At 72.9% G+C, this 26,778-nt stretch carries 18 protein-coding genes; 5 read left to right on the forward strand and 13 right to left on the reverse strand.

Features of this window, described 5'->3' with window-relative positions:
- Nucleotides 1-4: 4 nt before the first annotated feature.
- From WMF22_RS11310 to WMF22_RS11325, 4 genes are all read right to left on the reverse strand, one after another.
- Nucleotides 5-1,678: a serine/threonine-protein kinase gene (locus tag WMF22_RS11310; RefSeq protein ID WP_437299109.1), complete on the reverse strand. Its 1,674-nt coding sequence runs from the start codon at nucleotides 1,676-1,678 to the stop codon at nucleotides 5-7.
- A 140-nt stretch (nucleotides 1,679-1,818) separates the two neighbouring features.
- Nucleotides 1,819-2,844 carry a diacylglycerol/lipid kinase family protein gene (locus WMF22_RS11315; RefSeq protein ID WP_437299110.1) on the reverse strand — a complete coding sequence of 342 codons (1,026 nt, stop codon included), beginning with the start codon at nucleotides 2,842-2,844 and terminating at the stop codon, nucleotides 1,819-1,821.
- Nucleotides 2,845-4,062 carry a hypothetical protein gene (locus tag WMF22_RS11320; RefSeq protein WP_438035756.1) on the reverse strand — a complete coding sequence of 406 codons (1,218 nt, stop codon included), beginning with the start codon at nucleotides 4,060-4,062 and terminating at the stop codon, nucleotides 2,845-2,847.
- A 171-nt stretch (nucleotides 4,063-4,233) separates the two neighbouring features.
- Nucleotides 4,234-5,514: a hypothetical protein gene (locus WMF22_RS11325; protein WP_438035757.1), complete on the reverse strand. Its 1,281-nt coding sequence runs from the start codon at nucleotides 5,512-5,514 to the stop codon at nucleotides 4,234-4,236.
- A 343-nt stretch (nucleotides 5,515-5,857) separates the two neighbouring features.
- On the opposite strand from WMF22_RS11325, the gene WMF22_RS11330 reads away from it, so the two are divergent.
- Both WMF22_RS11330 and WMF22_RS11335 read left to right on the forward strand, forming a co-directional pair.
- A complete protein-coding gene (locus tag WMF22_RS11330; protein WP_438035758.1) occupies nucleotides 5,858-7,201 on the forward strand; it encodes an MFS transporter in 1,344 nt (447 codons plus the stop codon).
- Between the two features lie 14 nt (nucleotides 7,202-7,215).
- Nucleotides 7,216-8,004, forward strand: a complete 789-nt coding sequence (locus WMF22_RS11335; protein ID WP_437299114.1) for a CPBP family glutamic-type intramembrane protease — start codon at nucleotides 7,216-7,218, stop codon at nucleotides 8,002-8,004.
- A gap of 5 nt (nucleotides 8,005-8,009) precedes the next feature.
- Here the strand turns inward: WMF22_RS11335 and WMF22_RS11340 are convergent, their stop codons facing one another.
- From WMF22_RS11340 to WMF22_RS11360, 5 genes are all read right to left on the reverse strand, one after another.
- Nucleotides 8,010-9,434: a phospholipase D-like domain-containing protein gene (locus WMF22_RS11340; RefSeq protein ID WP_438035759.1), complete on the reverse strand. Its 1,425-nt coding sequence runs from the start codon at nucleotides 9,432-9,434 to the stop codon at nucleotides 8,010-8,012.
- On the reverse strand, nucleotides 9,431-10,396 hold the full coding sequence (locus WMF22_RS11345; protein WP_438035760.1) for a diiron oxygenase: 966 nt from the start codon (nucleotides 10,394-10,396) through the stop codon (nucleotides 9,431-9,433). Before WMF22_RS11345 ends, WMF22_RS11340 begins: the two co-directional genes overlap by 4 nt.
- On the reverse strand, nucleotides 10,393-12,399 hold the full coding sequence (gene asnB, locus WMF22_RS11350) for an asparagine synthase (glutamine-hydrolyzing) (protein WP_438035761.1): 2,007 nt from the start codon (nucleotides 12,397-12,399) through the stop codon (nucleotides 10,393-10,395). The genes WMF22_RS11345 and asnB overlap by 4 nt, the downstream gene beginning before the upstream one ends.
- A 9-nt stretch (nucleotides 12,400-12,408) precedes the next feature.
- The gene (locus tag WMF22_RS11355; protein WP_438035762.1) at nucleotides 12,409-14,688 is read right to left on the reverse strand and encodes an iron-containing redox enzyme family protein; all 2,280 of its coding nucleotides are present in this window, start codon (nucleotides 14,686-14,688) and stop codon (nucleotides 12,409-12,411) included.
- Nucleotides 14,689-14,777: 89 nt separating this feature from the next.
- Nucleotides 14,778-15,398 (reverse strand): LysE family transporter, encoded by a 621-nt coding sequence (locus WMF22_RS11360; RefSeq protein ID WP_438035763.1) that lies wholly within the window; start codon nucleotides 15,396-15,398, stop codon nucleotides 14,778-14,780.
- 289 nt (nucleotides 15,399-15,687) lie between these two features.
- On the opposite strand from WMF22_RS11360, the gene WMF22_RS11365 reads away from it, so the two are divergent.
- Nucleotides 15,688-16,170, forward strand: coding sequence for a hypothetical protein (locus WMF22_RS11365; RefSeq protein ID WP_437299120.1), 483 nt, complete (start codon nucleotides 15,688-15,690; stop codon nucleotides 16,168-16,170).
- A 32-nt stretch (nucleotides 16,171-16,202) separates the two neighbouring features.
- Here WMF22_RS11365 and WMF22_RS11370 read toward each other — a convergent pair whose 3' ends face one another.
- Complete coding sequence (locus tag WMF22_RS11370) at nucleotides 16,203-17,297, reverse strand: hypothetical protein (RefSeq protein ID WP_437299121.1); 1,095 nt, start codon at nucleotides 17,295-17,297, stop codon at nucleotides 16,203-16,205.
- On the reverse strand, nucleotides 17,294-18,505 hold the full coding sequence (locus WMF22_RS11375; protein WP_437299122.1) for a hypothetical protein: 1,212 nt from the start codon (nucleotides 18,503-18,505) through the stop codon (nucleotides 17,294-17,296). The genes WMF22_RS11370 and WMF22_RS11375 overlap by 4 nt, the downstream gene beginning before the upstream one ends.
- Nucleotides 18,506-18,990: 485 nt before the next feature.
- Here WMF22_RS11375 and WMF22_RS11380 point away from each other — a divergent pair, with 485 nt between their 5' ends.
- Together WMF22_RS11380 and WMF22_RS11385 are read left to right on the forward strand one after the other, a co-directional pair.
- Nucleotides 18,991-19,842 (forward strand): CHAT domain-containing protein, encoded by an 852-nt coding sequence (locus tag WMF22_RS11380; RefSeq protein WP_437299123.1) that lies wholly within the window; start codon nucleotides 18,991-18,993, stop codon nucleotides 19,840-19,842.
- Between the two features lie 2 nt (nucleotides 19,843-19,844).
- Nucleotides 19,845-20,609, forward strand: coding sequence for a hypothetical protein (locus tag WMF22_RS11385; protein ID WP_437299124.1), 765 nt, complete (start codon nucleotides 19,845-19,847; stop codon nucleotides 20,607-20,609).
- 54 nt (nucleotides 20,610-20,663) lie between these two features.
- On the opposite strand, the gene WMF22_RS11390 is transcribed toward WMF22_RS11385, so the two are convergent.
- Nucleotides 20,664-22,559, reverse strand: a complete 1,896-nt coding sequence (locus tag WMF22_RS11390; protein WP_438035764.1) for a hypothetical protein — start codon at nucleotides 22,557-22,559, stop codon at nucleotides 20,664-20,666.
- 77 nt (nucleotides 22,560-22,636) lie between these two features.
- Nucleotides 22,637-26,539, reverse strand: a complete 3,903-nt coding sequence (locus WMF22_RS11395; RefSeq protein WP_438035765.1) for a tetratricopeptide repeat protein — start codon at nucleotides 26,537-26,539, stop codon at nucleotides 22,637-22,639.
- Nucleotides 26,540-26,778: the final 239 nt, after the last annotated feature.

Here is a 26,778-nt window from a genome sequence, read left to right on the forward strand (position 1 = left end):
GACGCTAGAAGTTAGGCCGGGCCGGGACCGGCAAGGCAGCGCCAGTGGTCTTCGCGCCCGCCCGCGAGGGCGCGGTCCGTCGCGCGCCGGCGCTCCGGGGCGCCGGCGCGGGCCCCCGCGCGGGGGCGCTCGCGGTGGGGCTCTCCGCCGGTCCGAGGCGGGCCGCGCCGGCCGAGGGCTGCGGCTCGGCCGTGCGGGCTGGCTCGGGGAGGCTCTCGCGCGCGGGGCTCTGCTGCTCGCTCGATCGTGCGGCGGCGGCCTGCGGCTGGACCTGCGACGCGGCGGGCGGCGCCGCGGGCGCGGGCTCGGCGCCGCCGTCCCGCGCGGTCATGGCGCGCAGGGAGAACAGCGCGGCGCCGAGGATCACGAGCGTCGCCAGCCCCGCCGCCGCGACGACGGCGGCGCGCCGCCGATCCCCGGTCGGGCGAGCGGCGCCCTGGTGGACAGGGTGTACAGCGACCTCCCGGTGGTCCTCGCTGCTCCTCTGCGCCCGCGCCGCCGGCCGCTCGGAGATGCGCCGCTGCTGCGCCCGCACCGCCGGCCGCTCGGAGAGGGGTCGCTGCTCGCCGTCGCTCAGCCAGTGCACGGCGAGCGAGGTCCCGGTCACGTCCTCCACGACGCCGTTCTCGATCGCCCAGCGCGCGAGCGCGACGCCCATCTCGCGCATGGTCCGCCACCTGTTGAAGCGCTCCTTCCCGAGGCCGCGCGCGATGATGGCCCACAGCGCCTCGTCGCCCACGCCGAGCGCGGTGATCGGCGTCGGATCCTTGACGAGGATCGCCGCCACGAGGTCGTGGTAGTTGCCGCCCTGGAACGGCTTCTGGCCGGTGATCGTCTCGTAGAGCACCACGGCGAACGCCCAGACGTCGGTCTGCCCGTCGACGTCGGTGATGCCGCGCGCCTGCTCGGGCGACATGTAATCGGGGCTGCCGAGCACCGTGCCCGCCTTGGTCATCTCGCCGCTCGCCGTCTCGCTCCACACCTTGGCGATGCCGAAATCGACGATCTTCGGGGTGATGTCGCCGCGATCGTTCTTCACGAGGAAGATGTTCTCGGGCTTGAGGTCGCGGTGGACGATCCTCCGGTCGTGCGCCGCGGCGACGGCGCTCGCGATGGGCAGGAGGATGCGGAGCGCCGCCGTGGGCGAGAAGCGCTTCCTGCGCTCGATCGCCTCGACCAGCTGCTCTCCCCGGAGCACCTCCATCACGATGTACGGGTCGCGGTGCTCGGACTCCCCGAAGTCGATCACGCGGACGATCGAGGGGTGATCGATCCGCGCGGCGGCGCGCGCCTCCTGGTGGAGGCGCACCGTCGCCTCGGTCGAGTTGACCTCGCGCCGGATGAACTTGATGGCGACGTCGATGTTGAGGACGTCGTTGTGGGCCAGCCACACCATCCCCATGCCGCCCTCGCCGAGGACGTAGCGCAGGCGGTATTTTCCGCCGATCACGTCGCCCTCGCGGTAGATGCGCCGCGCCGCCTTCCCCGGAGCGGGCGACGGCGCGCTGGCCTCCGGAGGCGGTGTCACGAGGGACGGATCGATCAGCTCCGGGTCGAGCGAGTCCGGAGCGCTGGCGCGCGGGAACGCCGCAGAAGAGGCGAACGAGCGGCTCGCGCTCTCGTGCCGCGGGGTCGAGTCCGTCGACGAGGCGGGCGCGGAGGAGGAGCGCGGCGGCATGGAGCGAACGCAGTCTAACTTTGCTGGCCTCCCACAGCCATGGTCTCGCGCACCCGTACGTCGCTGCCCGCCCGCGCGCCGCTGCCTGCCCGCGCGCCGCCGCGCCGTCGGTGCATGGTCAGCGCGTGATCCATGCATGATCAGCGTACGATTCCGCAGGGATGCGCGCGCTCGCCGCGGCCGCCCACATCGTGCGACGCGGGCCGGGCGGGGCGATGGCCGGACTTGTGCTCCACGAGGATCTTCACCCGCGGGCCGATGCGCACGGTGAGCGGGCCCGCGTGCTCGTGCACGTCGCCATCGCAGACGTAGTGGACCACGCCCGACCTGGCCTCGAGCACCGCGCGCCGGGCGATCTTCTCGAACGTGTGCGCCTCGCCCATCGGCCGCGCCCGCCAGATGTCGGGCAGCTTCCTGACGAAGCCGAGCGCGGAGGTGTGGATGCCCAGCATGTGGAAGCTCTCCGGGCGCTCGTCGTGGCGGTGGAACGGGCGGAACCCGAGGCCGATCTGGTCCACCGTGCCGGCGGCGACGGCGAGGTAGTCGCGGTCCGGGAACGCCGAGCCGTCCTCGAAGTGGACGCGGCCCTGCCAGCGCGCGGCGACCTGGGTGCCCGTGTTGAGGAGCACGGCGGCGCTCGCGCGGGCGAGGACCTTGGCGGCCCAGAGCGCGCTCCGCTCCTCGCTGCGGTTGTACTCGGCGATGAAGCCGTGGACGCAGCCGGTGCCGAAGATGAAGCCGTAGTGGGCGCCGATCTGCATCACGTGGCGCTCGATCCAGCGCAGCGGGTGCCGGCCGCGGTCGGTGTAGCGGGCGATGAGCCCCGCGAGCAGGCCGTCGGGGCGCCCGCGGGGGACGCCCACGGCGTTGGCCACGGTGTTCATCGTCCCGCCGCGCAGGAAGGCGATCGGCGGCAGCGGCTCGTTCTCGTAGACGTCGAGGAAGCCGGTGATGGTGACGTGGTTCGTGCCGTCGCCCCCGGAGATGCCGAGCACGTCGATGGAGAGCTTCCTGAAGTCCTCCGCGATGCGGGCGAGATCCTCGCGGGAGCGCGCGGCGCGGACGACGCCGTGGTCGCCGAGCGCGCGCGCGAGCCGGACCGCGGCGCGGGGATCGCTCAGGTTCTGCCGCGAGCGGGGGTTGATGATGACGCCGATGCCGCCCATCTAGCGCCGGCCTCGCGGCGACTTCCACCGCGGGTTGAGGTGGACCCGCACGACGTCCGCCATCAGGCCGAGGTGGGCGCAGTGATCGGGTTTGTCGTCGCCGGTGTACCCGCGGACGTGGAAGTCGCCACGGTCGAAGCGCCGGATCATGTCGAGGCCGAGCACGTCGGCGCGGGAGGAGCCCCTCGGCTTGCCCCGCAGCTGCCGCACGATGAAGTCCGCCGTCTCCGCCGTCGACGCGTAGCCGGGCGGCAGGATGGAGGAGTGGCTCATGAACATGAACGCCTTGCCCGCCGCGGCGCGCCTCGCGAACGCGATGAACGGCTCGATCTGCGCGACCTTGAGCTTGTGCTGCCGCTCGTCGGCGTACCCGGCGTGGAGCGAGTCGAGCAGCACGAGGGCGTCGACCCGCTTGCCGGCCGGCTGCCGCAGGATCTGCTCGACGGCGCCGTAGCCCGCGCTCCACGATGAGAGGCCGAGCTTGCGGATGTAGGCCTTCTTCTTGCCGGTCTTCTTCGCGACGGCGCGCTCGATGCTGTCGAGCAGGTTCTCGAAGACGTACGGCGCCGAGAACGCGCTCGAGTACGCGCCCGAGCCGATGCCCAGATCGATGCCGACGAGGACCGCGCCCTCGGCGGTCTTGACGAACTCCTTCCGGAGCGCCTCGTGGCCGTGGAAGTGGATGATGACGTCGAAGCCGCCGCGCTTCGTGACCCCGCCCCGGTGGGGCATGATCATCTGCCCGATCGAGGGCGCGCGGGACCACCGGTCGTAGACGCCCCAGCCCGGATCGGGCGTCATGCACGGGTTGATGTCCCCGCGGCGCTTCTTCGGGGGCGTGGGGCGGCTGCTCGTCGCCCCGGGCCTGTCGCGCCGCGCCGCGCTGCGCTCGGCCGGATCGCGCGCTTCCGAGGCCGCGCCGCCGGCGCCGCCGGTGCCGCCCGACAGCGCGCCGGCCCCGGCGGCTCCGTCCGTCGGGGGCGCGCCGTCCTCCGCCGGAGGGCTGTCGGCCTGCGGCGCGGCGGCCGGAGGGCCGTCCACCTGCAGCGAGGCGACGTGCGTCGCGGGCGGAGCGTCGTCGGCCTGCGGCGCGGCGACCTTCGGAGCGGCCGTGTCCTGCGCCGCTGCAGGGGGCGCGGCGAGCCACCAGGTGGCGGCGAGCAGCGAGAGGAGCGCCCATCGCCCGGACGGCCGGCGGGCCTGCAGGGGGTGTCTCATGTCGGGAGCGCCTCCATTCCATGGAACGGCGTGCGGATCGAGCGCTCGGTGCAGGGCCGCCGCCGCGCTGTGTTCGCGGGGACACCCCGCGGGCGTTCTGGGGTCGTGCAGGGGGCAGGCGCGCCCCCTGCGCTGGCCGGCGTCACGCTGGCCGGCGTCACGCTGCCGGCGTCACCCTGGCGGCGGCTTCCCGTGGGTGAGGGCGGCGCCCGCGTCGGCGGCGGCGAGGATGCGCTCCTCGGCCTGGGAGGCGAGCTTCTCGACCGCCGCGGCGGCGTCGGCGGGGGGCAGCGAGCGGAGGAACTGGACGAACTCGAGCTCGAGGCCGGGCTTCACGCCGCTCAGGACGAGCACGATGGGGATGGCCGGCTTCTCGACCTCGGCGAGCTCCGTGGTGCGGGCGCGCCAGCGGCCCGCGCCGAGGGCGAGGCGGAAGGCCCACTGCGCGCCGAGGCCGATGAGGAGGCCCGCCATGACGCCCGCGACGAACAGGTCGGCGTCCCTCGGGGCGAGGAGGGCGGCGGAGAACCCGCCGATGGCGGCGCCGATCACGAGGCCGGGCTCGCCGCTGTTGTGCGCAGCGGCGGTCTTCAGGATCTCCGCGGCCTGCATGCCCGGGCGCCCGCTGCGGACCGCCTCGCGCAGCGGGAGCAGCGTCGCGAGGCGGCGCATCGAGGCGGCCCGCACGCCCAGGTAGCTGATGAAGAGGGCGCAGACCGTCAGCCCGACGCCGACGCTCACGGCCACGCGCCGCGAGAAGACGCCCTGGGGCAGCGGCTCGCGGACCACCGCGGTGAGCGCGCGATCCCGGTCGCGCTCCGCGTTCGCCTTGAACGCCGCCTCGGCGTCCTTCGTGGCCTGCGCGACCTTGTCGGCCGGGATGTCGGCGACGAGCGAGAGCAGCTGCTTCGCCGCCTCGAACTGCTCGGCCTCCGCGGCGCCCGGCGGCGTGATCGCGGCCGCCTTGGCGATGGCCTCCCAGGCGGGGATGGCGTTCACCCGCGCCCCGAGGAGCGCCTCGGTCGCCTCGCGGCAGCCCGCCAGGGTCTTGACCTGCTTGTAGAGCGGCTGGGCGGAGGCCCACGCGCCCTGCTTGTCCGGCTCCTTGGGCTTCGGCGGCGGCGGCGCGTTGCGGGGCGGGCGCCCCTTCGTGGTCGTCGCCGGCGGCGGCGGCGCGGGGGGCGCCTGGCCCGGGTCGGGCATGCGCGCCGATTTCGCGGCGGCCTTGAACAGGTCGATCTCGACGATCAGCTTCTCGCCGGCGAGGGCGCACGCCCGCGCGGGCGCGACGCGGGCCTCGGACTCCTCGGCCTGGCGCCGCGCGCCCGGGTCGGGGACGAGCCTGCCCTCCACGGTGACGAGCCGGAGGACCGCCACGGCGATGCACAGGACGAGGATGGCCGAGGCGATGAAGGTGGCGCGGACCTCCTCGCGCCGGGTGTACTCGTTCACGCTGGCTCCCTCGGAGAGACCGGAGATGGCCAAGGCGCCGGCCGGGTCGGCGCGAGGTCGGCGCGCGCGAGCGCGGCCGCACGGCCGGAGCGGCACGAAGCGCCACGATCGGCGTCGCCGCCGTGACGGCAGGGGGACACCGAGGGAGCGTGAGCCCGTCGCATGCAGTTCACCGTTTAAACCAGATGCCGGACCGATACCACAGCGTCGCTCGCGATGGAGTGCGCTGCGTCCTCGCCGCCTCACGGCGTCGCGGCCTCACGGCGTCGTGTTTGCTTCCGCGGTCGGGCGTCCTGGAATTTGCTCCGTCCCAGGGCGCATCGTGTAAGGGTGCGGAGAAGGCGTGGAGGCTGCCGTTACATCTCACAAGCCCGTCGAGCCCGCGGTCCCGGCGCACGCCGCGCTGCCCGAGCCGGGAGCGGAGGCGCCGAGGCGTGACGCCTCCTCGGAGGCGCCCGGTGAGGCGGCGTCGCCCGGCGTGGCGGCGGCGCCCGGCGTGGCGGCGGGAGGGGCGAGCCGGGGCCTGTGGATCTCGTCGACCTACTTTGCCGAGGGCCTGCCCTACGCGATCGCGCACAAGGTGGCGGGGGAGTTCTTCACGGCGGCGGGGGCGAGCCTGGAGATCATCGGGCTGACGTCGCTCTACGGGCTCCCGTGGAACCTCAAGTTCCTCTGGAGCCCGCTGGTCGACCTCCACGGCAGCCCGCGGCGCTGGCTCGTGGCGGTCGAGGTTGCGCTCGCCGCGATCGTCCTCGGGCTCGCTGCGGCGGCGGACAGCGGCGCGATATGGCTCGTGGCGGCGCTGTTCGGGGCGGTCGCGGTCGCCGCGGCGACGCACGACATCGCGGTCGACGGCTTCTACCTGCAGGCGCTCGACAAGGACGCGCAGGCGGCGTTCTCCGGGCTGCGGGTCGGCGCGTACCGGCTCGCGCTGCTCGCGGGCGCGCTGCTCGTCGCGTTCGCGGGCTGGGCGTCCTTCGGCGCGGCGTTCGCCGTCGCCGCGGGCGGGCTCGCGCTGCTCGCGATCGCGCACGCCGCGGGGCTGCCGCGCCCGGCCGCGACGCCCGGCGCCGGCGCCGCGCCCGGAGCGACCGGGCTGCGGCGCTACGTCGAGCCGTTCCGTGTGTACCTGCGGCAGCCGCAGATCGCGTCGAGCCTGGCGTTCATCCTCTGCTACCGGGCGGGGGACGCGCTCATGTTCGCGATGTCGTCGCCGCTGCTGAAGAGCTTCGGCCTCGACACGGCGGCGCGGGGCAACGTGGGCGGGGTCGGGACGGTCGCCTCGATCGCCGGCTCGATCCTCGGCGGGGTGATCATCAAGCGGTGGGGGCTCGCGCGGACCATCTTCCCGATCGCGCTCGTGCAGAGCCTGGCGATCCTGCTGTACGTGGCGCTCGCGTGGGCGCGGCCGTCGCTCCCGTGGGTCGTCGCGCTCGTCACCCTCGAGCAGCTCGCCGCAGGCGTCGGGACGGCGGTGCTCGCGGTGTTCCTGATGCGGCGCTGCGTGGACGGGTACAAGTCGTCGCACTTCGCGATCGGGTCGGCGCTCATGTCCGTCTCCGCGACGTTCGCCGGCAGCGCGAGCGGCTACCTGGCCGCCAGCGCGGGGTTCACGGCGTTCTTCGCGATCGCGTTCGCGGCGTCGATCCCGGGGGTCGTCCTGTCGCGCCTGGTGCCGCGAGACTAGCATTACCGATCCCGATGCAAGAGCCCACGTCTGCCGCCTCCGAGCCGAAGGCGCGCACAGGCCGCGCGCTGAGCCTGGTCTCCCTCGGCCTCCTGGCGCTCCAGGCCGCGCTCGACGCGCCCGCGTTCCCGCGCGCGACGCTCGCCGTCGCCGTGGCCGCGGCCCTGGTGGCGCTGCTCGCGGCCCGCGTGGCGCAGGGGCCGGCGCGCGCCGTCGCGGCGCTCGTGGCGTGCATCGTGGTGGCGATGCGCCTCGGCGTCGTCTGGCAGCTCGCCATGATCCTGGCGCTCGCGGCCTACGGCGGCCTCGCGCGGCTCGCGCCCGCGCTGCGCCCGCCCGAGGGCTGGCGCGCGGCCGGCGGGCTCCCGAAGCGCTGGACGGCGCTCGTCGGCGGCGTCACGCCGGTCGCGCTCGTCGGGTGGCTCGCGCTCGCCCGGCCCGACCTCCGCGACATCACCGGCTCGGAGCTGCTCCAGGTGTCGACGCCGGTGCTCATCGCGGGAGGCGCGGTCTTCGCCGTGCTGAACGCCACGCTGGAGGAGGTGATCTGGCGCGGCGTGCTCCAGCCCAGCCTCGCGGCGGCGTGGGGCGCGCGCGTCGCGGTGGTCCTGCAGGCCGCCTCGTTCGGCGCGCAGCACGCGCACGGCTTCCCGCGGGGGCTGCTGGGCGTCTTCCTGGCGGGCAGCTGGGCCGTGATGCTGGGCCTGTTGCGGCAGCACACCCGCGGGCTCCTCGCGCCCGTGCTCGCGCACATCGTCGCGGACGCGACGATCGCCGCCCTGGTGATCGGCATGCTCCGCTGAACGCGTCAGGGCCGGAGGCCGAGCAGCTCGAACGCGCCCAGCAGCGCCGAGCGCGCCCGCGACCCCCGGCCGCTCGACGTGCGCCGCGAGGCGGGCAGACCCCAGAGCCGCTCGAAGTGCGCCGCGAACGCGGCGACGAAGGCCGGATCGCGGGTCTCGAGGTCGGTCTCGAGCCACGCGCGCGAGAACGAGTTGGGCGTGAAGTTGGCCTGGCCGCCCACGAGCATCGGCCGAGCGCCCAGCCGCGCCGCGGTCTTGAGGTGCATCATCGCCCCGCCGCGCGAGTCGTGCACGCGCAGCGCGAAGCGGTCCGGCCGCCGCGCCTCGGCCTCGAGCGCGCGGGTGATCCCGTGGTGGTTGACCAGGTTGCGGATGAGCCACGCCGCCGCGGGCGGCAGCGGGAGCGCGTCGATGGAGTCGATCAGCACGCGCACCCGGGCGCCGCGGGCCGCCGCGCGCTCGAGCGCCTCGAGCATCGGCAGGTCCGAGAGGTACGTTGTCGCGACGAGGAGCTCGTCGCCCGTCTCCGCGCCGTCGAACAGGTCCGTGAGGCGCGCGCGGATCGCCTCGTGCTCGACGAGCGCGCACGTCTCGTCGCCCGCGGCGGTGAGCGCGCCGGGCGGCGGAAGGGGGACGCGCAGGCCGCCGGCGTACCCCGGCACCGGCGCGAGCGTGGGCGCCGGGGAGTCGCGCTCCGTCCCGAGATCGTCCGGCCCGCGCCCGGCGCGCGCGGCGCCTGCGACGAGCGCGTGGAGCGCGGCGCGGCCCTCGGCGCCGATCGCCTGCGGGATGGTGAGCGCCTCGCCGATCGCCGCCATCGCGACGCGCCAGAGCCGGCGGGCCACGGCGCCCGTGAGCCAGAACAGGTTCTCGTGCCAGTCGAACGCCGCGTCGATGAAGTTGTGCGACGTGATCGCGCCGGCGCGCCCGCCGTCGATCACCAGGTTCTTCCGGTGATCCTCGACGTTGTGCAGCACCTGCCAGCGGTTCTGGTGCTCGACCCAGTCCTCGATCGGCACGCGCCCGCGCGCGTGGTCGAGGTGGAAGTTCATCCGGGGCAGGAGCCGGCGGCGCCGGTCGAACCGCGCGCCGAACAGGCAGGCGTTCAGCACGAGGACGCCCGCGTCCGCGAGGCGCCTCCGCACCAGCGCGCCGCGGCGGCGCGTCAGGGCGGGGTTCGCGGGCGTGTTGCTGTCCAGGATCACGACGACGGTCACCTCGGGCCGGGCGCGCTTCTTGGCGATGAGCCAGTCGGCGACCGTGTCGGCGTAGGGGAACGCGCCCGGGCGCGGCAGCAGCGTTGTCTGGTCGCCGTTCGCCGCGAAGAGGTACATCTGCAGGACGACGCTCCGCTCGGCGGCCTCGATGAGGTCGCGGCACGCGGAGAGGATGCCGTGGCTGTCGCCGATGTACGCGAGCCCGGAGCTCACGCGGCATCCGCGCGCAGCGCGCGCCGCAGCGCCCAGCAGAGCGGCCGCGCTCCCGCGAGCTCGCGGCCCTCCAGCTTGCGCGTGAAGCTCTCGGTGCCCCAGCGATCGGACTGCGTCGGGGCGCGCGCGCCGAGCCGCCGCCGCTGCGCGGCGTCGAGGCCCAGCTCGCTGCCGGCCGAGGCCACCAGGCGGCGCCAGGCGTCGCCGACAACGCCGTCGACGTACACGAGGAAGGGCAGCGCGAGGGCCGTCTGGATCGCGGCGAGCCAGCGCGGACAGCGCTCGTTCAGGTGCAGGAGCACGCGCTCGTCGATGGCGACGTGCGGCGCCTCCTCGCGCGCGTGCAGGGCCATGATCTCGGCGACGAGCGCCGCGCTCTGGTCGGGCCGGGCCTCGATCGCCCGCGGCACGAAGAGCGTGATCTCCTCGAAGTACCACGCGAGCAGGAAGAACGTGCCCGCCGGGGCGAGGCGCAGCGCCGCGTCGTCGCCCCGGCCCCAGCGCAGGAAGCGCGGCGGGGCCGCGTCGGTCGGGTAGAGATCCGGCCGGAGCCTGTGCAGGAGCCGGCGGAACATCTCCGCGTGCGTGCGCTCCTCGGCGACGAAGCGGGCGACGACGGGCGCGGACAGGTACGGCGCGCGGTGGGCCGACCGCTCGAGGTACCGGATCACGTAGCCCTCGAAGTGGATGAACAGCTCGCACGTGAAGCACGCGAAGAGCCGGTTGATCGCGACGCGCTGGCGCTCGGTGAGCCCGAGGCCCGCGACGTCCATGTAGTGCGCCTCGGGGATCACCAGCGCCTCGGGCGGGATCGGCCGCGTCCAGTCGATGCGGTCCCAGCGCCGGCGCACCGCCGCGTGGAGCCGGTCCTCCCTCGCGGCGGCCTCTCCGTCGTGGGGCGGCGTGCGAGGGCTGCCTTCGTGGCCGGAGAGCGCGGGATCGGCGGAGATCTGGAGGCTCACGACGGGACCGTCCTCTCGAACGACGCGACCGCGCGCTCGTCCGCGGCCGCGAGCGCTGGGCCGGCCGCGGGCGATGGCGGCGACCACGTGGGCAGCTCGCACAGCCCGCCGCCGAGGAAGAGGTGGTGCCACAGCTGCGTGGTGACCACGGCGGTGTAGCTCCCGTCGGCGACGATCCGCCGCGGGGCGAGGGCGGGCAGGATCCGCTGGAAGCGCTGCTCGCGCGCGACCTTCGCGGGCGAGAAATAGCCCGTCTTGCGCAGCGACTCGGGGCTCACGAGCTGCGCGATCCAGCGGGGCTGGGGCCCGAGCGCGCAGAGCGCGTGGGCCTTGAACATGCCCTTGGGCGGGTCGGCGACGTCGCGCGGGAGCACCCGCCGCGCCACCTCGCGGAGGAGCCATTTCTCCCGCAGCCCGCGGAGCTTGTACGCCGGCGAGAGGCCGCTTGCGAGGTCGACGAAGGCCTCGTCGAGGAAGGGATAGCGGTGCTCCACGCCCGAGCGCATCGCCGCGCGGTCGCCCTTGCCCACCAGGAGGTGTCCGGCCAGCATCAGCTTGTACTCCACGTAGAGCGACCGATTCAGCGGATCCCAGCGGCGCATCCGCGCTGGCGCGATGTCGAGCTCGGAGAACGGGTCGTGGCCCGCGACGCGCTCGGCCATCGTATCCGAATAGAACAGCCAGCGCGCGCGGGAGAGCGGCTCGTACAGGTCGAGCAGGCTCGGGCGAACGTCGCCGAAGTGGTCCTGGAACGTGGGCGCGGGTGTGCCGGGCGCCGCGAGCTCGGCCAGCGTGCCGCGGATCGCGCGCGGCAAGGCTGCGTGGACGCGGGCGAGGCGCTCCATGGCGCGGTGGGTCTTGTGCCAGACGTAGCCGCCCATCGCCTCGTCCGCGCCCTCGCCCGTGAGCACGACCTTGAACCCCCGGCGCGCGGCGCGCTCGGCTAGCAGGAGCACGCACCCGTCGGCCGTGTCCATCACGGGGCCCTCGGCGGCCTCCACAACGCGCGGGAGGGCCTCGAGGATCTCCGTCGGCGAGGGCACCAGGGTCTCGAGCCGCGCCCCCAGGCGCGCCGCGCTGCGGGTCGCGCGGCGGCGCTCGTCGGGCCCGGCGCCGTCGAAGCCGACGGTGAACGACGCGATGGGGGCGTCGCCGCGGGCTTCCCGGGCGAGGCCGAGCACCAGCGTCGAGTCGAGCCCGCCGCTCAGGTACGTCGCCACCGGGCCGTCGGAGACGAGGCGGCGCTGCACGGCGTCGCGCAGGCAGGCGCGCGTCTCCTCGATCAGCGCGTCGAGCGAGGCGACGCGCCGCTCCTCGCCCTGGGCCGGGAAATCCAGATCCCAGTAGCGCCGCTGCTCCACCGCGCCGCCCTGCGCGCGGAGGTAGTGCCCGGGCCAGATCGAGCGCACGCCGCGGAAGCACGTCCGCTGCGTGCCCGCGGCGAACAGCGAGAAGACGTGGTCGATGCCCGCCGGATCGGCCTCGGGGCGCACGAGCCCGCTCGCCAGGATCGCCTTGATCTCCGAGGCCCAGAGGAGCCAGCCGTCCGCCACCGCGTAGTGGAGCGGGCAGATCCCGATCCTGTCGCGGCCGAGCAGCAGCGTGCGCGCCTCGCGATCCCAGAGCGCCACGGCGAACTGCCCGCGCGCGCGGGAGAACGCGCCCTCGCCCGCGTCGAGGTAGAGCCCGGGCCACAGCTCGGTGTCGCACCGCGTGCGCAGCGTGTGCCCGCGCGCCGCGAGCTCGCCGCGCAGCTCGGCGTGGTTGAACAGCTCGCCGTTGTACGAGGCCCACACGCGGCCGCCCGCGTCGGCCATCGGCTGGCGGCCGCCCGCGACGTCGACGATGGCGAGGCGCCGCGTGGCCATGGCGATCCCTGGCGCCGAAAAAGAGGCGCCGTCGTCCGGGCCGCGGTGCCGCACGCTCGCCGCCATGCGGTCGAGGCGCGCGGGATCGAACGTGCGTCGCCCGGCGAGGTCCAGCGCTCCGACGATGCCGCACATGATCGAGCGTTACCTCCCCGTGTCCCCGAGCAGGTGCCGCCGGAGCCAGCGCCAGCCGAGCCGTGGGCCGAGGCGCACCGCGACGGCGCGCACGAGCGGCCGGCTCGCGCGCGCGTACGCGGCGTATCCGCGCCAGATCCGCAGCGTTGCGCGCTCGATCGCGAGCGCGTCGCCGGGCGCCGCGCAGGCGTCCATGAGCCGGGTGATGGCCTCGATCGACCACGCTGTGTGCCCCGACGCGGCGTTGTCGATCGTGTTGTGCAGGTCGAAGAAGTACGGGTCGATCCGGTGGCGCCGCAGGAGCGCGGCGGCCATGGCGTACCCGCGGCCGATGCCGGCCATCTCGATCGCCAGGTTGAGGCCGAGCAGCTCGGGCAAGAGCTCCGTGGACCTTTGCGCGAACGCGAGCCAGAGCACGGGCATCGAGAACGCCTGCGGGAGGAGATCGCCCCGCTCCACGAACGCGCGCGCGTCGCACGGCGGCAGCGTCACGCCCTGCTCCGCGAGCGCCCTGCGCAGCACGTTGCCGTGGTGCTGGGCGGGCACGCCCGCGCCGAGCTCGTCGCGGTAGATCCGGAGCAGGAGCGCCGCGACCGGCGTGTGGAGCGCGCCGGGGGCCGTCATGCCCTGGAGCCACGCGCCGTCGATCACGGCCGCCGGCGCGAGCTGGGTGAGCAGCCAGACGGCCTCGTCGCGCGTGATCTCGCGCGCGATGCCCGCGCCGCCCGTGGGCTGCGTGTGCTCGCGCGCGGGGTGTGGGGCCGCATGCGGTCCCGCCGTGGAGTGCGCATGGGCGTGCCCTTCCTCGAAGATCTGCTCGCGCAGCCGCGCGTCGACCCAGCGCGAGAGCCCCGCGGCGGACCAGGGCCAGCGCCCATCCGCGGCGAGCCGGGCGGGAGACACCTCGCCGTGCACCTCGCGGAGCATCGCTTCGACGTGCGCCCGCGCGAGCGCGCCCGCCTCGCGGTCCACGTCCCCGGGCCCGCGGGCGCAGAGCAGCCGGTGGTACAGCTCCGGCAGGGGGAGCCCTGCGCGCGCCTGCGCGCGAGGGGTGGATCCTCCTCGGCGATTCACGTCCATCGAGGCCCCGTCGTGATCGACGCGCGGCGAGCCCTCATGCTCCTCCGCGCTGCGGATCGCGCGGGCGGAGGCCGGAGGCTCCGGCGCCTCGATCAGCGCGCGGATCCAGGCGCGCATCACGTCGACCTCGGCGTCGGTGAAGACGCCGAACATCGGCCCGCCGAACTGCACGGCGCGCGTGACCAGCGGGCTCTCGTCGGGCCTCCCCGGCACGATCCATGGCGAGCGCGCCAGGCGCAGGAGGACGCGGCGCGCGTCGAGCCGCGCCGGATCGAGCGCGTCGTCGAGCGCCTGTCCGTCGAGCCGGACGCGGCCGTGAAATCCGAACGCGTGGCGCGCCTTCGCCTCGACGAGCGCCAGCATCGCCTCCCACGCGGACGGCGCGGCGGCGGGCCGGAGCGACGCGAGCCACGCGCGCCACGCGGCCCAGAGCGACCAGGCGCCGCGCCACACGCGCGACCAGTCCGGCGCCCCGCCCGCGGCGTGCGCCTCGAGGCACCGCCGCGCGAGATCGCGGGCCCGGCGTGCCGTCGCCGCGCCCTCCGCGTGCTCGGCGAAGTACAGGCCGTCGCAGCGCGCGCGCGAAGCGGCCCGGCGCACCGCCGCGGGCGGACCGAGCACCGTGGCCGCCGCGTGGTGGCCCAGCGCCTCGGCCAGCGTCGCGTTCCCGCGCTGCGCGACGCGGAGGCCCGGGATCGCGAGCGCGAAGTCCGCGTCGGCGAGGCAGGCGGAGCGCTCGAATGCGGGGCTCCCGAGATCGGGCAGCGCGAGCCCCGCGGCGGCCAGCGCGGCGCCGTACAGGGCGCCGTGGTGCCGCGCGGGGTCGCCCTCGCCGCACTCGAGATAGAACGCGTCGAGGCAGGCCGCGCCGAGCGCGCCGTCGGCGTGGCGCACGCGCACCGCCGCGGCGAGCCAGCACCCGTCGAGCAGGGCGGTCGGCGCATAGCCGAGCAGGACCCGCGCCGGCTCGGCGTCATCGGAGCTGGAGGCGCCGCATCGCTCGTCCTCGTCGCGGAGCGCGGTCAGGGCCGCAAAGAACGCCTCGATGCCGTCGGGGGCTCCGGCTTCCGGCGCGGGCTCGTCCGCGAGATCCTCCGGGGCCGGCTCGCCGGCCCGCAGCCTGCGGTAGATCGCGCGCGGCGACGCGCCCGAGGCGCGCGACCCAGGGCTCGCCGCGCGGTCTGATGCGAGGGTATGAAGGGCGTTCATACGACCGGACGACGCAGGCTGCCGGCGTCTACCCGCATCCGAACGACGTTATGCGGGCGCGCGACCGGCGTCCACACAGGGCACGGATCTCACACGAGCCGCTGCACGAGCCCCGCGAGCCCCAGCGCCACCAGCGCCCAGCCGAGGCCGCGCACAAGGTGCCCGTGCCATGCGCCGAGCCGCTCGCGGTAGCGCGCCAGCAATCGCCGGAGCGTCGCGAACCAGCTCACCACGCCCGCGGCGGCGCCCACCGCGAGCGCGACCGCGTGGGCCGGCGCGACGGCGGGCGCGAGGGCAGGGTACGCGCGGAGCACGGCGCACGAGGCGATCCACGACGCCAGGAACGACGGATTGAAGGCGACGAGGACGAACCCGGTAAGGAGCGCCGATGTCGCGCGCCCGGAGGAGGGCGCCTCGGCGGCGCGTCGAGGCGCGAGCGCCAGGGCGAGGCCCATCGCCATGACGAGCGCGGCGCCGCCCGTTCGCAGGGCGCGATCGATCGCGGGGTGCGCCTCGAGGACCCACCCGAGCCCGCGCGCCGCGGCGAGCGCCCAGAGCCCCTCCGCGAGGGCTCCTCCGATGGCGAGCAGCAAGACGCGCCGGGGCTGCCCCGCGAGCGCGGCGGCCACGAGCAGGACGGCCAGCGGCCCCGCCGCCGGGATCGTGCCGAGATAACCGAGCAGGAACCCCACGACGAGCGCGAGCGCCATGGTTCATCATTACCAGCGTGCGCTTCATCGGCGTGCGCTTCGTGCTTTCACTTGAGCGCGGATCCATGCCCTTGAGATGATTTGGCCTCCGCTGGCGTAGCCAGGAGGGGTATGGCCGGCGGCGCTGGGTCGGGGTTCATTCACACGACAAGGAGACCAGTCGAATGTCGGTCATCATGTTCGATCGCTACGTCGCGGGCCCGGGGATGGCGGCGGCCTGCGAGGAGGCGAAGGCGGGCGGCCCGGCCCGTGGACCGCGGGGGGCGCAGGCGGCGAGACTGCCACCGTCATGAGCGAGAGGTCGGCCCCCAATCCTTTCCAGCCCCCGCAGGCGAACCTCGACATTGGGCCGGCGCGGGCGCACGGATCCGCTGCCAAGGCGCTGCTCTTCGGCGTGCTCGCGGACCTCGGGCTCACGATGGTGCTCGGGACTGCGTTCTTGATCGTCTACGCGGTGTTCGTAGCGTCCATGGGCGCGACCGACGGCGGTCTCGCGAAGGTACTCACGTCGCCCTCGGAGGGCGTCACGAACACCCTCATGGTGCTCGGCACCTTCGGTTCCGCGCTCGGTGGCTACGTCTGCGCCCGCACCGCGCGGCGCATGGAGTACCGGCTGGCGTGGGTGCTCATCGCGCTCTCGCTCGTGCTGGGATGGGTGGTCGTGGGCGACGAGACCTCCGTGACGCGGGCGCTCGTCTCGACTGTCCTCACGATCGGCGGCACCCTGTTCGGCGCCTGGGCCGGCGCGCGGCAGAATCGGCGCCCGGGGTAGACTCTCCTCGCAGTTGCAACCCCGCCGTCGCCCTATCGCAGCGCCAGCGTGAACGCGAGCCCGAGGCTCACGCGCAGATCATGGACGGCCTGCATGTCGAGGGCGGGCGGCAGCAGCCGGTACTCGCCCTCGAGCACCGCGGCGATGGGTTGATCGTCGATCGCGGCCAGGATCCTCTCGACGTGCGCGGCCGAGCGCACGAGGACGCGCCAGCGCTCTTCGCTCGTCCAGTGCGGGACGACGTCGCCTCGACCATCGAAGACCGTCAGCCCGTCGCCGCTCTGGAGCCGCAGCCGCAGCGAGCCCGCGGTCATGGGCGCGATCCGGTGGACGACCCTTGGCTCACCGAGCGTGCGGCGCGCGGGCGCGGCCCGGGGAGAGGGGGACTCGGCGTAAGCGTCGATGTCGTAACGGACCCCGAGCCCGATCTCGAAGCTGCGGCCCGGCTCGCCCGTGCGCCATGGATCGAGGATCGCCGTGGCGCGCGCCACGCCGACCCGGATCAGCGGCGCCGGCGATCCCTCGCCCTCGCGCCGCGGGATCGAGGGGATGCTCACCCGTCCCACCTCGGCTTCCACGCCGATGTCGAAGGGGAAGGGGACCGCGATCGGCGGCGACATCGGCAAGACCACCCGCGGCGATTCGTCGTGCCGCAAGAACGACGCGCCATAAAGCGCCGCGTCGAGCGCGGGCACGCCGTCGAGCGCCTGCCCGGCCGGAGACACCCGGCCGGCGAGGACGCGGTGATCCGCCTGCCAGATCACGCGGCCACGCCCGGAGCCCGTCACGCTGCGCGCGCGGTAGGAAAGGCCCGCGTCGATCTCGGGCTCGATCGCGATCGCCCCGCCCGCGCCCCGGTGCAGCGCGGACGCGACGCCGAGCCACACCCGGCTCGCCGGGTCGAAGCGCACGCGGAAGCGCCGGCCCTCCTCGGAAACGGCGGTATCGCCGCCGCCCGCGCGCTCGCTCTCCTCGCGCGCCGGCTCGGCGCGGCCGGCGCTCTCCTCGCGCGCCGGCTCGGCGCGGGCGGCGCTCTCCCCGCGCGCCGGCTCGGCGCGGGCGGCGCGCGGGGAGAGCGCCGCGGCCGCCGCCATGACGAGCAGCGCGGCGAGGCGCCGGGCCGTCACGGGTCCTCGAAGGCGGGCATCGGCTCGAACACCCGTGGGGGAGCCCAGAACGACACCCGCAGGCCCGCGGCGGCCTTGACCTCCACGTCGCGAATGTCGCTGTCGAGGTCGTTGCGGCTCACCCCCATCGCGGCGAGCCGCAGCGAGATGGGCTGATCGTTGATCGCGAGGAGGATCCCCTCGTAGGCGATGGTGGCCTCGAGTCGGTTCATCGCCTCTCCCCTCCCGCTCCCGGCCGCGATGTTCGGGCGCCGGTAGGTGAACGCTGTCGAGAGCGCGTGGAGGCCGCCCTCGCCGAGGCTGAAGCGCGTTTTGAGGGCGCTCGTCGGACCGATGTACAGAGCGCCGGTGTCCAGGCCGTCGTCGATCTCCGATCGACGCTCCCAGTACTCTCCCAGATCGGCGCCCGCCTCGAGCCGGATGTGGCTGTACATGTCGTTCGACTGCCACGGATGCCACGCGAGGTGGACCTCGGCGAACTCCACGTCGAGCGTGTCGCGGCGCGCGGGGGGGCGGTCGTTCACCGACACCACCCGGAAGCCCCAGCCCATCCGCGGCGAGATCGGGTGAAGCCGCGGCTTGCCCACGAAGGTGCTGAGCCAGTGGGCCGGCCGCCGGTGCACGTGCTGGTAATCGTAGCTGAAGAGGACCCCGGAGAGCTCGAGATCGTCGAACGTGGCTGTCCCCTCGAGGATGCGCATGTCATGGCGCGCGCGGTAGCGCGTCGAGAGCACGCTCACGTGGATGCCGGCCTCGGCCCTCCCGCGGCCCAGGGGGAAGCTCGCGGGCACGGGGAGCCCGTTGTTTCCATGGAACGTGGGCAGCCAGGACGCGCCCAGGTAAAGCCGGTTCAGGAGATCGAATTTGACCTGAAATGCTTTGCCCTCGGCCGAGCGCGCGTAGCCAGGCGGCGCCTCGGGGATCGCGGCGACGAGGCGGGCGCCGCGCGCGGTCAGGGCCTGGTAGGCCGAGACGTCTTCAACCACGTTGCACGGCTGCACCTTGTCGAGCGCGCCGCTGTCGTGGGCCAGGTGATCGGGCGCGACGAGGCAGCGCTCGCCGTCCGGGCCTGGCTCGCATTGAACGCGCACCGCGCCGCCGTTCGGCGACTTGATGCAGCGAACCGGCTTGTCCCAGGAGAGCTGCGGCGGCTCGCCGGGGCGAGCAGGCGCGGACCAGAGCATCGCCGCCGATAAGGAGGCGAGCAACGCGTGAATCCAAGGCAGACGTCGTCTCAAAGCACCCTCACGAGGCAAAGGAGCTCCACGGCGGCAAAGCTGTCCACGCTGTATGCGAGCGCTTCACCAGGCGCTTTGCTGGCGCCGGCGGCGACAAAGCACGCGTCGTGCCCTGCCACACGGTGTCGGAGCGCGCGCCGCGTGTCCGAAAATTCCGAGAATTTAGAATGTTCCGACTTCTTCGCGGGGGCGAGGTGCGAAGCGGTCAGCGCGGCGGCCGCTGCTTGGGGAGCAATGCATTACCCAGGCGCGCAGGGTTCTTCACAGCAGGCTGCGGGCGGTTCGTCATTGTGCGTGTTCGCGTCGGCTGCGGTTCGGCTGACGGCGCTGGGGGGCGCGGCAGCAGCGCGTGGGTGCCGCGCGCCGCGGCCCCGCAGGGCGAGGCAACGGCGACGGCCGCGACCCCGCGCGAGGCGTGGCTGCTCTCGTGTCCGGAACGCGTGTACGCTCTCCCCGTGAAGCTCCCTCAGCCCAAGCTCCGCGCGCTCATCGGGGAGGCGCTCCGCAGCGACGCGGATCTCGATGCTTTCTGCAGCGATCACTTCCCCGACGTGTACCGTCGCTTCTCGGACGGGATGCAGCGCGTCCGCAAGGTCACCCTCTTGCTCGACCACGCTGATCCCGAGCGCCTTGCGCAGCTCCTCCAGGACCCGGGCGCCGGGGGTGACGCCTCGCCGGCGCCCGGGCGGGCGCTCCCGTCCGCCGGCGGGGGCATCAAGGTGCTCTTCCTGGCGGCCAACCCGCGGAGCACGACCCAGCTCGGGCTCGGCCGCGAGATCCGTCAGATCGAGGACAGGATTCGCTCGGCGTCGCACCGCGACGCGGTGACGTTCGCCTCCCGGTGGGCTGTTCGACCCGACGATCTCCAGCTGGCGCTCCTCGAGGAGCGGCCGCATGTCCTCCATTTCAGCGGGCACGGGACCCATGACGAGAAGATCGTCCTCGAGGACAGCGAGGGCGGGATTGCCTTCGTCGACAAGGGCGCGCTCTCGGACCTCATCGGCATCCTCGGCGACAACCTTCAGATGGTGGTGCTCAACGCCTGCTACTCCGAGCCGCTGGCCGAGGCGCTCACGCAGCACGTCGCGTGCGCGGTCGGCATGCACGAGCCGATCGGCGATCTCGCTGCGACCGAGTTCGCGGCGTCGTTCTACCGGGCCCTCGGGTTCGGTCGGACCGTCGACGAGGCGTTCCGCCTCGGATGCAGTGCGCTGCGGCTGCACCAGATCCCGGAGGATCGGATACCGCGGCTCAAGGTGAAGGCCGGCGTCGACGCGGCGTCGCTTCGCCTCGTCGAGCAGGCGTGACCATGCGTGGTGCGCTGGCACTCGTGGCGATCTTGCTCCTCGGGTGCGGCGGCGCGGCGTCACGGCCGCCGGCCGGCGTCGCAGCGGCGCTGCATCCGACGGCCGTCATCGGCTGGGCCGTGGGTTCCGAGCACCGCGGCGAAGAGCCGCCGCTCGGGTACCGTCACCTGCTAGCGCTGCCCTCGAAGCCCCCTGCGGGCAAGGCGCTCGGGGCGGCCAGGCCCGTGCTTCCAGGGTGCTTCGAGGCGATGGCGTTCCTCCCTGCACCTGGGGGAGATCCGCGGTTCTTCTTCCTGCGAGCCGGCGTCGTGCACGTCAGCCGCACGACGGGCGAGATGCCCGCGCGGCTCGCAGGGAACGATCCGGTGCTCGGCATCACGCGCCTGCTCGCGTTCGACAGGCAGGCTTCACCCCTCGGGCTCCTCGTCGCCGCCAGGCCCGATGGCGCACAGGACGAGCAGCTCTGGCTCTTGGTGATCGGCGATGGCGCGATCCTGTCGGCGAGCCCGTTCACCGACGAGCGGTACCTGTCGAGCCAGGAGGCGTTCTTCGAGCGCTACAGCGCGCCTCGCTGCCTGGACGGCGGGCGGAAGTGCCTCGTCCCGAGCTGGGACGGCACGGCGTCGTTCCTGGACGTCGAGCCCGTTCGCGGGAAATCGCCGGTGGTGTTCCAGGATTTCAGCGGGGTGCCGATCGCCGACGCCGCATGGGCGCCGGACGGGCAGACCTACTATGTGCTCGTGCCCTGCCCCGTGAAGGGGGATTAGCGGACCGCCCAATCCGCGCTTCAGACATCCTGCCCGGATTTCTGACCCGCGGTACTAGCGCGGCAGCAGGCGCGCGCGCTCTGCAGCGTCGAACGCCTTGAGCAAAGCGTTTCGCGCCGAGGAGCGCGTGAGCACATCGTAAAGGCAGTCGGCGCTCGGCGGGCCGGGGCATGCCAGCGCGCGCAGGAGCGCGTCCGTCGATGCGCCGAGCACAGCCGCGTTGGCCCCGCGCTGCTCGTGGAGCCGGAGCAGCGCGTCCTTCGCCGACGCCCTCTCGAGCGCGTCGCCCGCCGTGATCCAGCGGAGCAGCGCCACCGTGGCCTCGCAGCTCCGAGGCCCGCCGGCGTCGCAGTCCACCTCGGACAGCACCTTTGCTGCCTCCTGCGGCTGGCCGTTCTGAAGCCACATCGCCGCCAGGTTGAGGCCGTAGAGCGGATCCTGGAACAGGTGCCACGCCTTCTCGTAGTCGGCGAGCGCGTCGCTCCATCGCTTGCCCTGCTCTCTCCAGTACCCTCGCCGCGCCAGCGCCCGAGCGCGCATTCGCGCGGGGCACTCGCTCTTCGGGTCGATCGGCAGCGCTTCGAGCCGCGCGATCTCCGGGTCGACCTTTCCGGGCCCGGCGGACGAGGCGACACACGCGGCCGCCTCGGAGACGTGGGCGAGCACGCAGGCATCGGCGCCCTCCGCGAGCTCGCGGAGCGCGGTCGCTGCCTCGTGGAACGCGTGCTCCTTGCAATCGAGATGCGCCAGGAGGAGCTTCGCCACGGTCCGGAACCGCGCTGCGCCCTGATCCCGCAGCTCCGCGAGGATGGACCGAGCGCGCCGCGTGTCCGCGAGATGCAGCTCGGCGTCGATGTAGCGGGCGAGCGCGCAGTCCTCGTCCGAGACCGTCGTCCCGCTGGCGCATCTCAGGTCGAGCGAGCGGATCTGCGCTGACTCGCAGGAGGGCACGGCGAGCAGCGCGAGGAGCGCGATCCGGTCGAGCGGGGCCGCTGGGTCCACGGGGCACGCGATGTTGCTGGCGACCAGGTCTCCCCGCGGTGCCGCGAGGTGTGCGAGGGCGCTCATCACGATCCCGGCCCGCTTCCTGTCGGCCTCGGCGGCGATATCGAGCTCGATCCGCCGTCCGAGCAGCGGCTCCTTTGCGAGGCGGCCCAGCGGGGTGACCTTCGCTACCCCTTTCTCGTCGATCTCGGCCATCAGGAGTGCGCCGGCGCTCCTCGCCGCGCGGTCGAGCGGGGCCGCTTTTGCGGTCGTCACGTCCGGCGGCGGAGCGACGCATCGCACAGCGCACGCGTCGGGGAGCTTCCGGAGCTCGCGGCAGAGCGCGTCGCCGGCGGGGGTCGCCATCCAGGGGCCGCCGAGGACGATGCCGCATTCCTGCGGGGCGAAGGGCTCTATCGCGCGGTGGGTGGCGGCCCACTCCCTCCAGGCCTCGAGGACACCGCGGCGAGCGATCGTGGAGCGGGCGTCGGGGTCCGCGGAGAGCCTCCATGCGGCGAGCGCGATGGCGACGAGGCCGAGCAAGCCGGCGGCGAGGCGCCGCGGCCGCGTCTGGACCGACGACAGCGGCGCGATCGTCGCCGGCGACCACGTGAGGAGGTGCTCGTGCTGCTTCATGGCCGCCCCGTGCGCCTCGCAGAGGGAAGCGAGGACGGCGGCCCGCGGGGCGTGCTGGAGGAGCAGGGTGATCTTGCGGCCGCGCTCCATGCCGTCGCTGAAGCGGCGGTACACGTCGGCGTGGTGGTCGTGGCAGAACGCATCGAGATCCGCGTCGCCCTTCAGGACCGCGTCGATCACCTTCCGGAGCGAGCCGCTCGTGGGGACACGAATGCGGGCAGGGGCGCCGGGCGCCATCGCCACGCCGGTGTTCGACGGATCGCTGGCCTGGACCGGTTCGAAGGGCTCCTTGGGGTTGTCCCCTCCCGCGGGCGTTGCCTGCTGGCTCATCGGCTCTCCGGATCCAGGATGGCCTCTTCGTCGGCGCTCCAGATGCTGTATCACGGGCGTCTCCGCACCGACCAGGATCAAGGCACGACAGGCGCGACGCTTGCGGGTGCGGTGGCAGGGCCTGATCGGGTGGGGCGCAGGGTGAGACGAAGGCGTCGCTCGCGGTGCGCTCCGCGCCGCGGTCGGCGTCGCGCGAGGGCGCAGGCGGCGAGGAGGGCCGCAGCAGCGCCGGAGCCGGCAGGAGCTTGCGCCGCGAGATCGCAGCTGCAGCCGGGGGGCGGTCTGACACTGGCGAAGGAGGGGTCGACCTTCTTGCCGTCGAGGGCCGCGTCGTTGCCGGAGGCGATGAAGCTCGCCCAGAAGAAGGGGTGTGCCCGATCCGGATTCGCGAGCATCGCGAGCTGGGCTTGGCGCAGGGCCTCGCCTCGGCCGCCGCCGGCGAGTAGCCGGTCGTAGTAGGCCTGCATCAGCTCGCGGGTCGCGTCGTCCCTGACCTTCCAGAGGCTCATGACCTGGGTCTCGGCTCCGGCCATGACGAGCGCGCGCCGCAGGCCGTAGACGCCGTCGCCGCTCCTGGCGTCGCCGACGCCGGTCTCGCACGCGGCCAGGACGACGAGCTTGGTGCCGTTCAGATCGAGCTGCGAGGCTTCGAGCGCGGTGAGAATGCCGTCGTCGTTGTCGTTGCCAGTGCTCTGCCGGTTGGCGCCCGCGAACGCCAGGCCCGAGCGGAGCAGCGGGTTCTCGATGTGCGGGAGCGCGCTCCCCCAGGCGTTCAGGCCGCGTGAGCCGACGTCCAGGAGAAGCGGTTGAGGCGGGGCGTGAGGCTCCTTCTGGTCCGGCAGGAAGAAGCCATGGGTCACGATGTGGAGCAGGCGTGGGCCGTGCAGCGCCTTGACCGCGTGCTCGGTCGCGTCCGCGCCGAGCAGCACCTGCGCGCCCGGGAGTTGCCGGCCGAGGGCGCGACCCTCTTCGGCGGCGGAGGCGAGCGGTGGGAACCACATCGCGACGTTTGTATCGGACGGTGGATCTCCCGTATTGCGCGGGGGTGATGTCGCGGCCGGACGATCGTAGTTCGGGGCGGCGAAGACGAAGGCGCCCTGGCGGGCTGGTGCCGTTGCACGGAGGCGCACGAGGTCGCGCCCGCTGGGCAGGTAGGTGAACGCGTAGCGCTCGACGAGATAGCGGCCGTTCTCGTCGAGGAGCGCGCTGAAGGGCACCAGATTGAGGGAGCCGTCGGGGCTGAGCAGAACCCTTCGCGTCGGGCCGAGGATGCGGCGGATCGGCTGCATGACCAGGGCATCGAGGGCGCGCGCGGCCGGTCTGGGATCGGTTGCGGCGCGGGCGAGCGCTTTGCGGAGGTCGCCGACGGCGTCCTCGATGGGCTCGACCTCGCCGAGATCGGCCCAGGCGATGTCGCCGCCGTGCCGCAGGACGTACACGACGTAGCGCGCCTTGTCCCAGAAGGTGTCGGTGGTCTCCGTCCCCCTCGGGTTGAATGGGGCGTACCGGAAGAACTCGACAAGCGCTGCCCCGTCGGGCACGGCGACCTGGACCTGCGCCAGGCTGACCGGCGAGAGCTCGGCCTTGAGCTCCGGGCTGCGGCGCCCGATCTCTGCTTCGAGCGTCTGCCGCTCGGCATCGAGGCGCGCCAGGTTCTTACGGTATTGCGCAAGCTGGCCGCTATTGTAGTCCTCAGGCGACTGTCGCGGTCGTTGCGCCTCCGGCCCACGCCACGTCAGCGTGCTCAGCTCGGCGCTCACGCGGCTCAGCTTGTCGAGCAGCAGGCGATCCTCGGGGCCGGCGCGACGGCGCAGCGCCGCGAGGCCGTGGGTCATCGCGTCGAGCACGCGCCCCTTGCGGCGAAGGATCGTGGTCAGGGCGAGGCGCCTCGCCGCCACGTCGGTAGAGGCAAACTGAACATGCAGGGAAACGGCGATGTTCGTGTTCCCGCGGAGGGTCGCCATGTACGCGCGTTTCTGCTCGTCCCCTCCTGTGGTCAGCAGGATGGCAGCGTTGCGATCTTCGATGTTCGCCGCCTGCTCGGTCATCCGAATCGCTAGACGAGTATCACCGTGCGCCAGGTGCAAAGTCGCAAGGTTGTTGTGCGACGTGGCCACGTCGGGATGTTCTCTGCCGAGCACCTTCTCTAGGATTGTGAGCGCTCGATGGTAGAGCGGCTCCGCGCTCGCGTAGTCTCCTTTGGTCTTGTACAGCATGGCGAGGTTGTGGAGCGAGCGCGCCAGATCGGGATGTTCTCTTCCGAGCGCCTTCCCTCGGATTGTGAGGGCTCGCTGGTGGAGCCGCTCCGCTGTCGCGTAGTCTCCTTTTGCCATGTACAGTGTGGCGAGGTTGTTGAGTGACGTGGCCACGTCGGGATGTTCTCTTCCGAGCGCCTTCTCTCGGATCGTGACTGCTCGCTGGTGGAGCCGCTCCGCTGTCGCGTAGTCTCCTTTTGTTCTGTGCAGATCGGCGAGGTTGTTGAGCGACGCCGCCACGTCGGGATGTTCTCTTCCGAGCGCCTTCTCTAGGATTGTGAGCGCTCGATGGTAGAGCGGCTCCGATGTCGCATAGTCTCCCTTTGTCATGTACAGCAAGGCGAGGTTATTGAGCGACCGCGCCACGCCGGGATGTTCTCTTCCGAGCGCCTTCTCTAGGATTGCGAGCGCTCGACGGCAGAGCGGCTCCGCGCTCGCGTAATCTCCTTTTGTCATGTACAGCACGGCGAGGTTGTTGAGCGACTGCGCTAGAGCGGGATGTTCTCTTCCGAGCGCCTTCTCTAGGATTGTGAGGGCTCGCTGGTAGAGTGGCTCCGCGCTTGCGTAGTCTCCTTTTGCCATGTACAGTGTGGCCAGGCTGTGGAGCGACTGCGCTAGAGCGGAATGTTCTCTTCCGAGCGACTTCTCTCGGATTGTGAGCGCTCGCTGGTAGAGAGGCTCCGCTGTTGCGTAGTCTCCTTTTGCCATGTACAGTGTGGCGAGGCTGTTGAGCGAGCTTGCTACGTCGGGATGTTCTCTGCCGAGCGCCTTCTCTAGGGTTGGGAGTGCTCGCTGATAGAGCGGTTCCGCTGTTGCGTAGTCTCCTTTTGCCATGTGCAGCAAGGCGAGGTTGTTGAGTAGTTGCGCCACATCGGGATGTTCTCTGCCGAGTGTCTTCTCTAGGATTGTGATTGCTCGATGGTAAAGCGGCTCCGCTGTTGCGTAGTCTCCTTTTGTCATGTACAGCCCAGCGAGGTTGTTGAGCGACTGCGCTACAGCGGGATGTTCTCTTCCGAGCGCCTTCTCTCGGATTGTGAGCGCTCGCTGGCAGAGCGGCTCCGCGCTCGCGTAGTCTCCTTTGGTCATGTAGAGCACGGCGAGGTTGTTGAGCGACTGCGCCACATCGGGATGTTCTCTTCCGAGCGCCTTCTCTAGGATTGTGAGGGCTCGCTGGTGGAGCGGCTCCGCTGTCGCGTAGTCTCCTTTTGTTCTGTGCAGATCGGCGAGGTTGTTGAGCGACGTGGCCACGTCGGGATGTTCTCTTCCGAGCGCCTTCTCTCGGATCGTGACCGCTCGCTGGTAGAGCGGCTCCGCGCTCCCGTAGTCTCCTTTTGCCATGTACAGCGCGGCGAGGTTGTGGAGCGACGCCGCCACATCGGGATGTTCTCTTCCGAGCGCCTTCTCTCGGATTGTGAGCGCTCGCTGGTAGAGCGGCTCTGCTGTCGCGTAGTCTCCTTTGGCCCTGTACAGCTCGGCGAGGTTGTTGAGCGAGTTGGCGACGTCGGGATGCTCTCTTCCGAGCGCCTTCTCTCGGATGGTGAGCGCACGCTGGTAGAGCGGCTCCGCTGTCGCGTAGTCTCCTTTGGCCCTGTACAGCTCGGCGAGGTTGTTGAGCACCGTCGCCACATCTGGATGGTCTCTGCCCAGCGCCTTCTCTAGGATTGTGAGCGCACGTTCCGCCAGCGGGATAGCCGAATCGAAGCGCCGCTGGCCGTAGAGGGCCACGACGTTACGGTTGAGCCGCTCAGCCTCCTCCAGCGCATCCGCCGATGGTGTGGCACCCTGCGCATGGCCCCCACGGGGTACGAGAAGCAGTGCCGCCAGCACCAGGATCCCCGTTGCGGCCCACCAGCGCACGCGCCGCTGCCCCCGTGCCGCCCTCGCCCGCGGTTCGCGTGTCCCGCCTCCCGCGCCGTATGGCCGCCGGCCGCTCTCGCGCACCGCCGATGCTCCCGGGTCAACTC

The sequence above is a fragment of the Sorangium sp. So ce204 genome, assembly GCF_051526795.1.
Classification (GTDB): Bacteria; Myxococcota_A; Polyangia; order Polyangiales; family Polyangiaceae; genus Sorangium; species Sorangium cellulosum_B.

Bases quoted from the DNA above. Each gene is read 5' to 3' on its own strand.
- WMF22_RS11310 (WP_437299109.1), bottom strand. From the start codon at position 1,678: ATGCCGCCGCGCTCCTCCTCCGCGCCCGCCTCGTCGACGGACTCGACC.
- WMF22_RS11315 (WP_437299110.1), bottom strand. From the start codon at position 2,844: ATGGGCGGCATCGGCGTCATCATCAACCCCCGCTCGCGGCAGAACCTG.
- WMF22_RS11320 (WP_438035756.1), bottom strand. From the start codon at position 4,062: ATGAGACACCCCCTGCAGGCCCGCCGGCCGTCCGGGCGATGGGCGCTC.
- WMF22_RS11335 (WP_437299114.1), top strand. From the start codon at position 7,216: ATGCAAGAGCCCACGTCTGCCGCCTCCGAGCCGAAGGCGCGCACAGGC.
- asnB (WP_438035761.1), bottom strand. From the start codon at position 12,399: ATGTGCGGCATCGTCGGAGCGCTGGACCTCGCCGGGCGACGCACGTTC.
- WMF22_RS11355 (WP_438035762.1), bottom strand. From the start codon at position 14,688: ATGAACGCCCTTCATACCCTCGCATCAGACCGCGCGGCGAGCCCTGGG.
- WMF22_RS11360 (WP_438035763.1), bottom strand. From the start codon at position 15,398: ATGGCGCTCGCGCTCGTCGTGGGGTTCCTGCTCGGTTATCTCGGCACG.
- WMF22_RS11365 (WP_437299120.1), top strand. From the start codon at position 15,688: ATGAGCGAGAGGTCGGCCCCCAATCCTTTCCAGCCCCCGCAGGCGAAC.
- WMF22_RS11385 (WP_437299124.1), top strand. From the start codon at position 19,845: ATGCGTGGTGCGCTGGCACTCGTGGCGATCTTGCTCCTCGGGTGCGGC.
- WMF22_RS11390 (WP_438035764.1), bottom strand. From the start codon at position 22,559: ATGAGCCAGCAGGCAACGCCCGCGGGAGGGGACAACCCCAAGGAGCCC.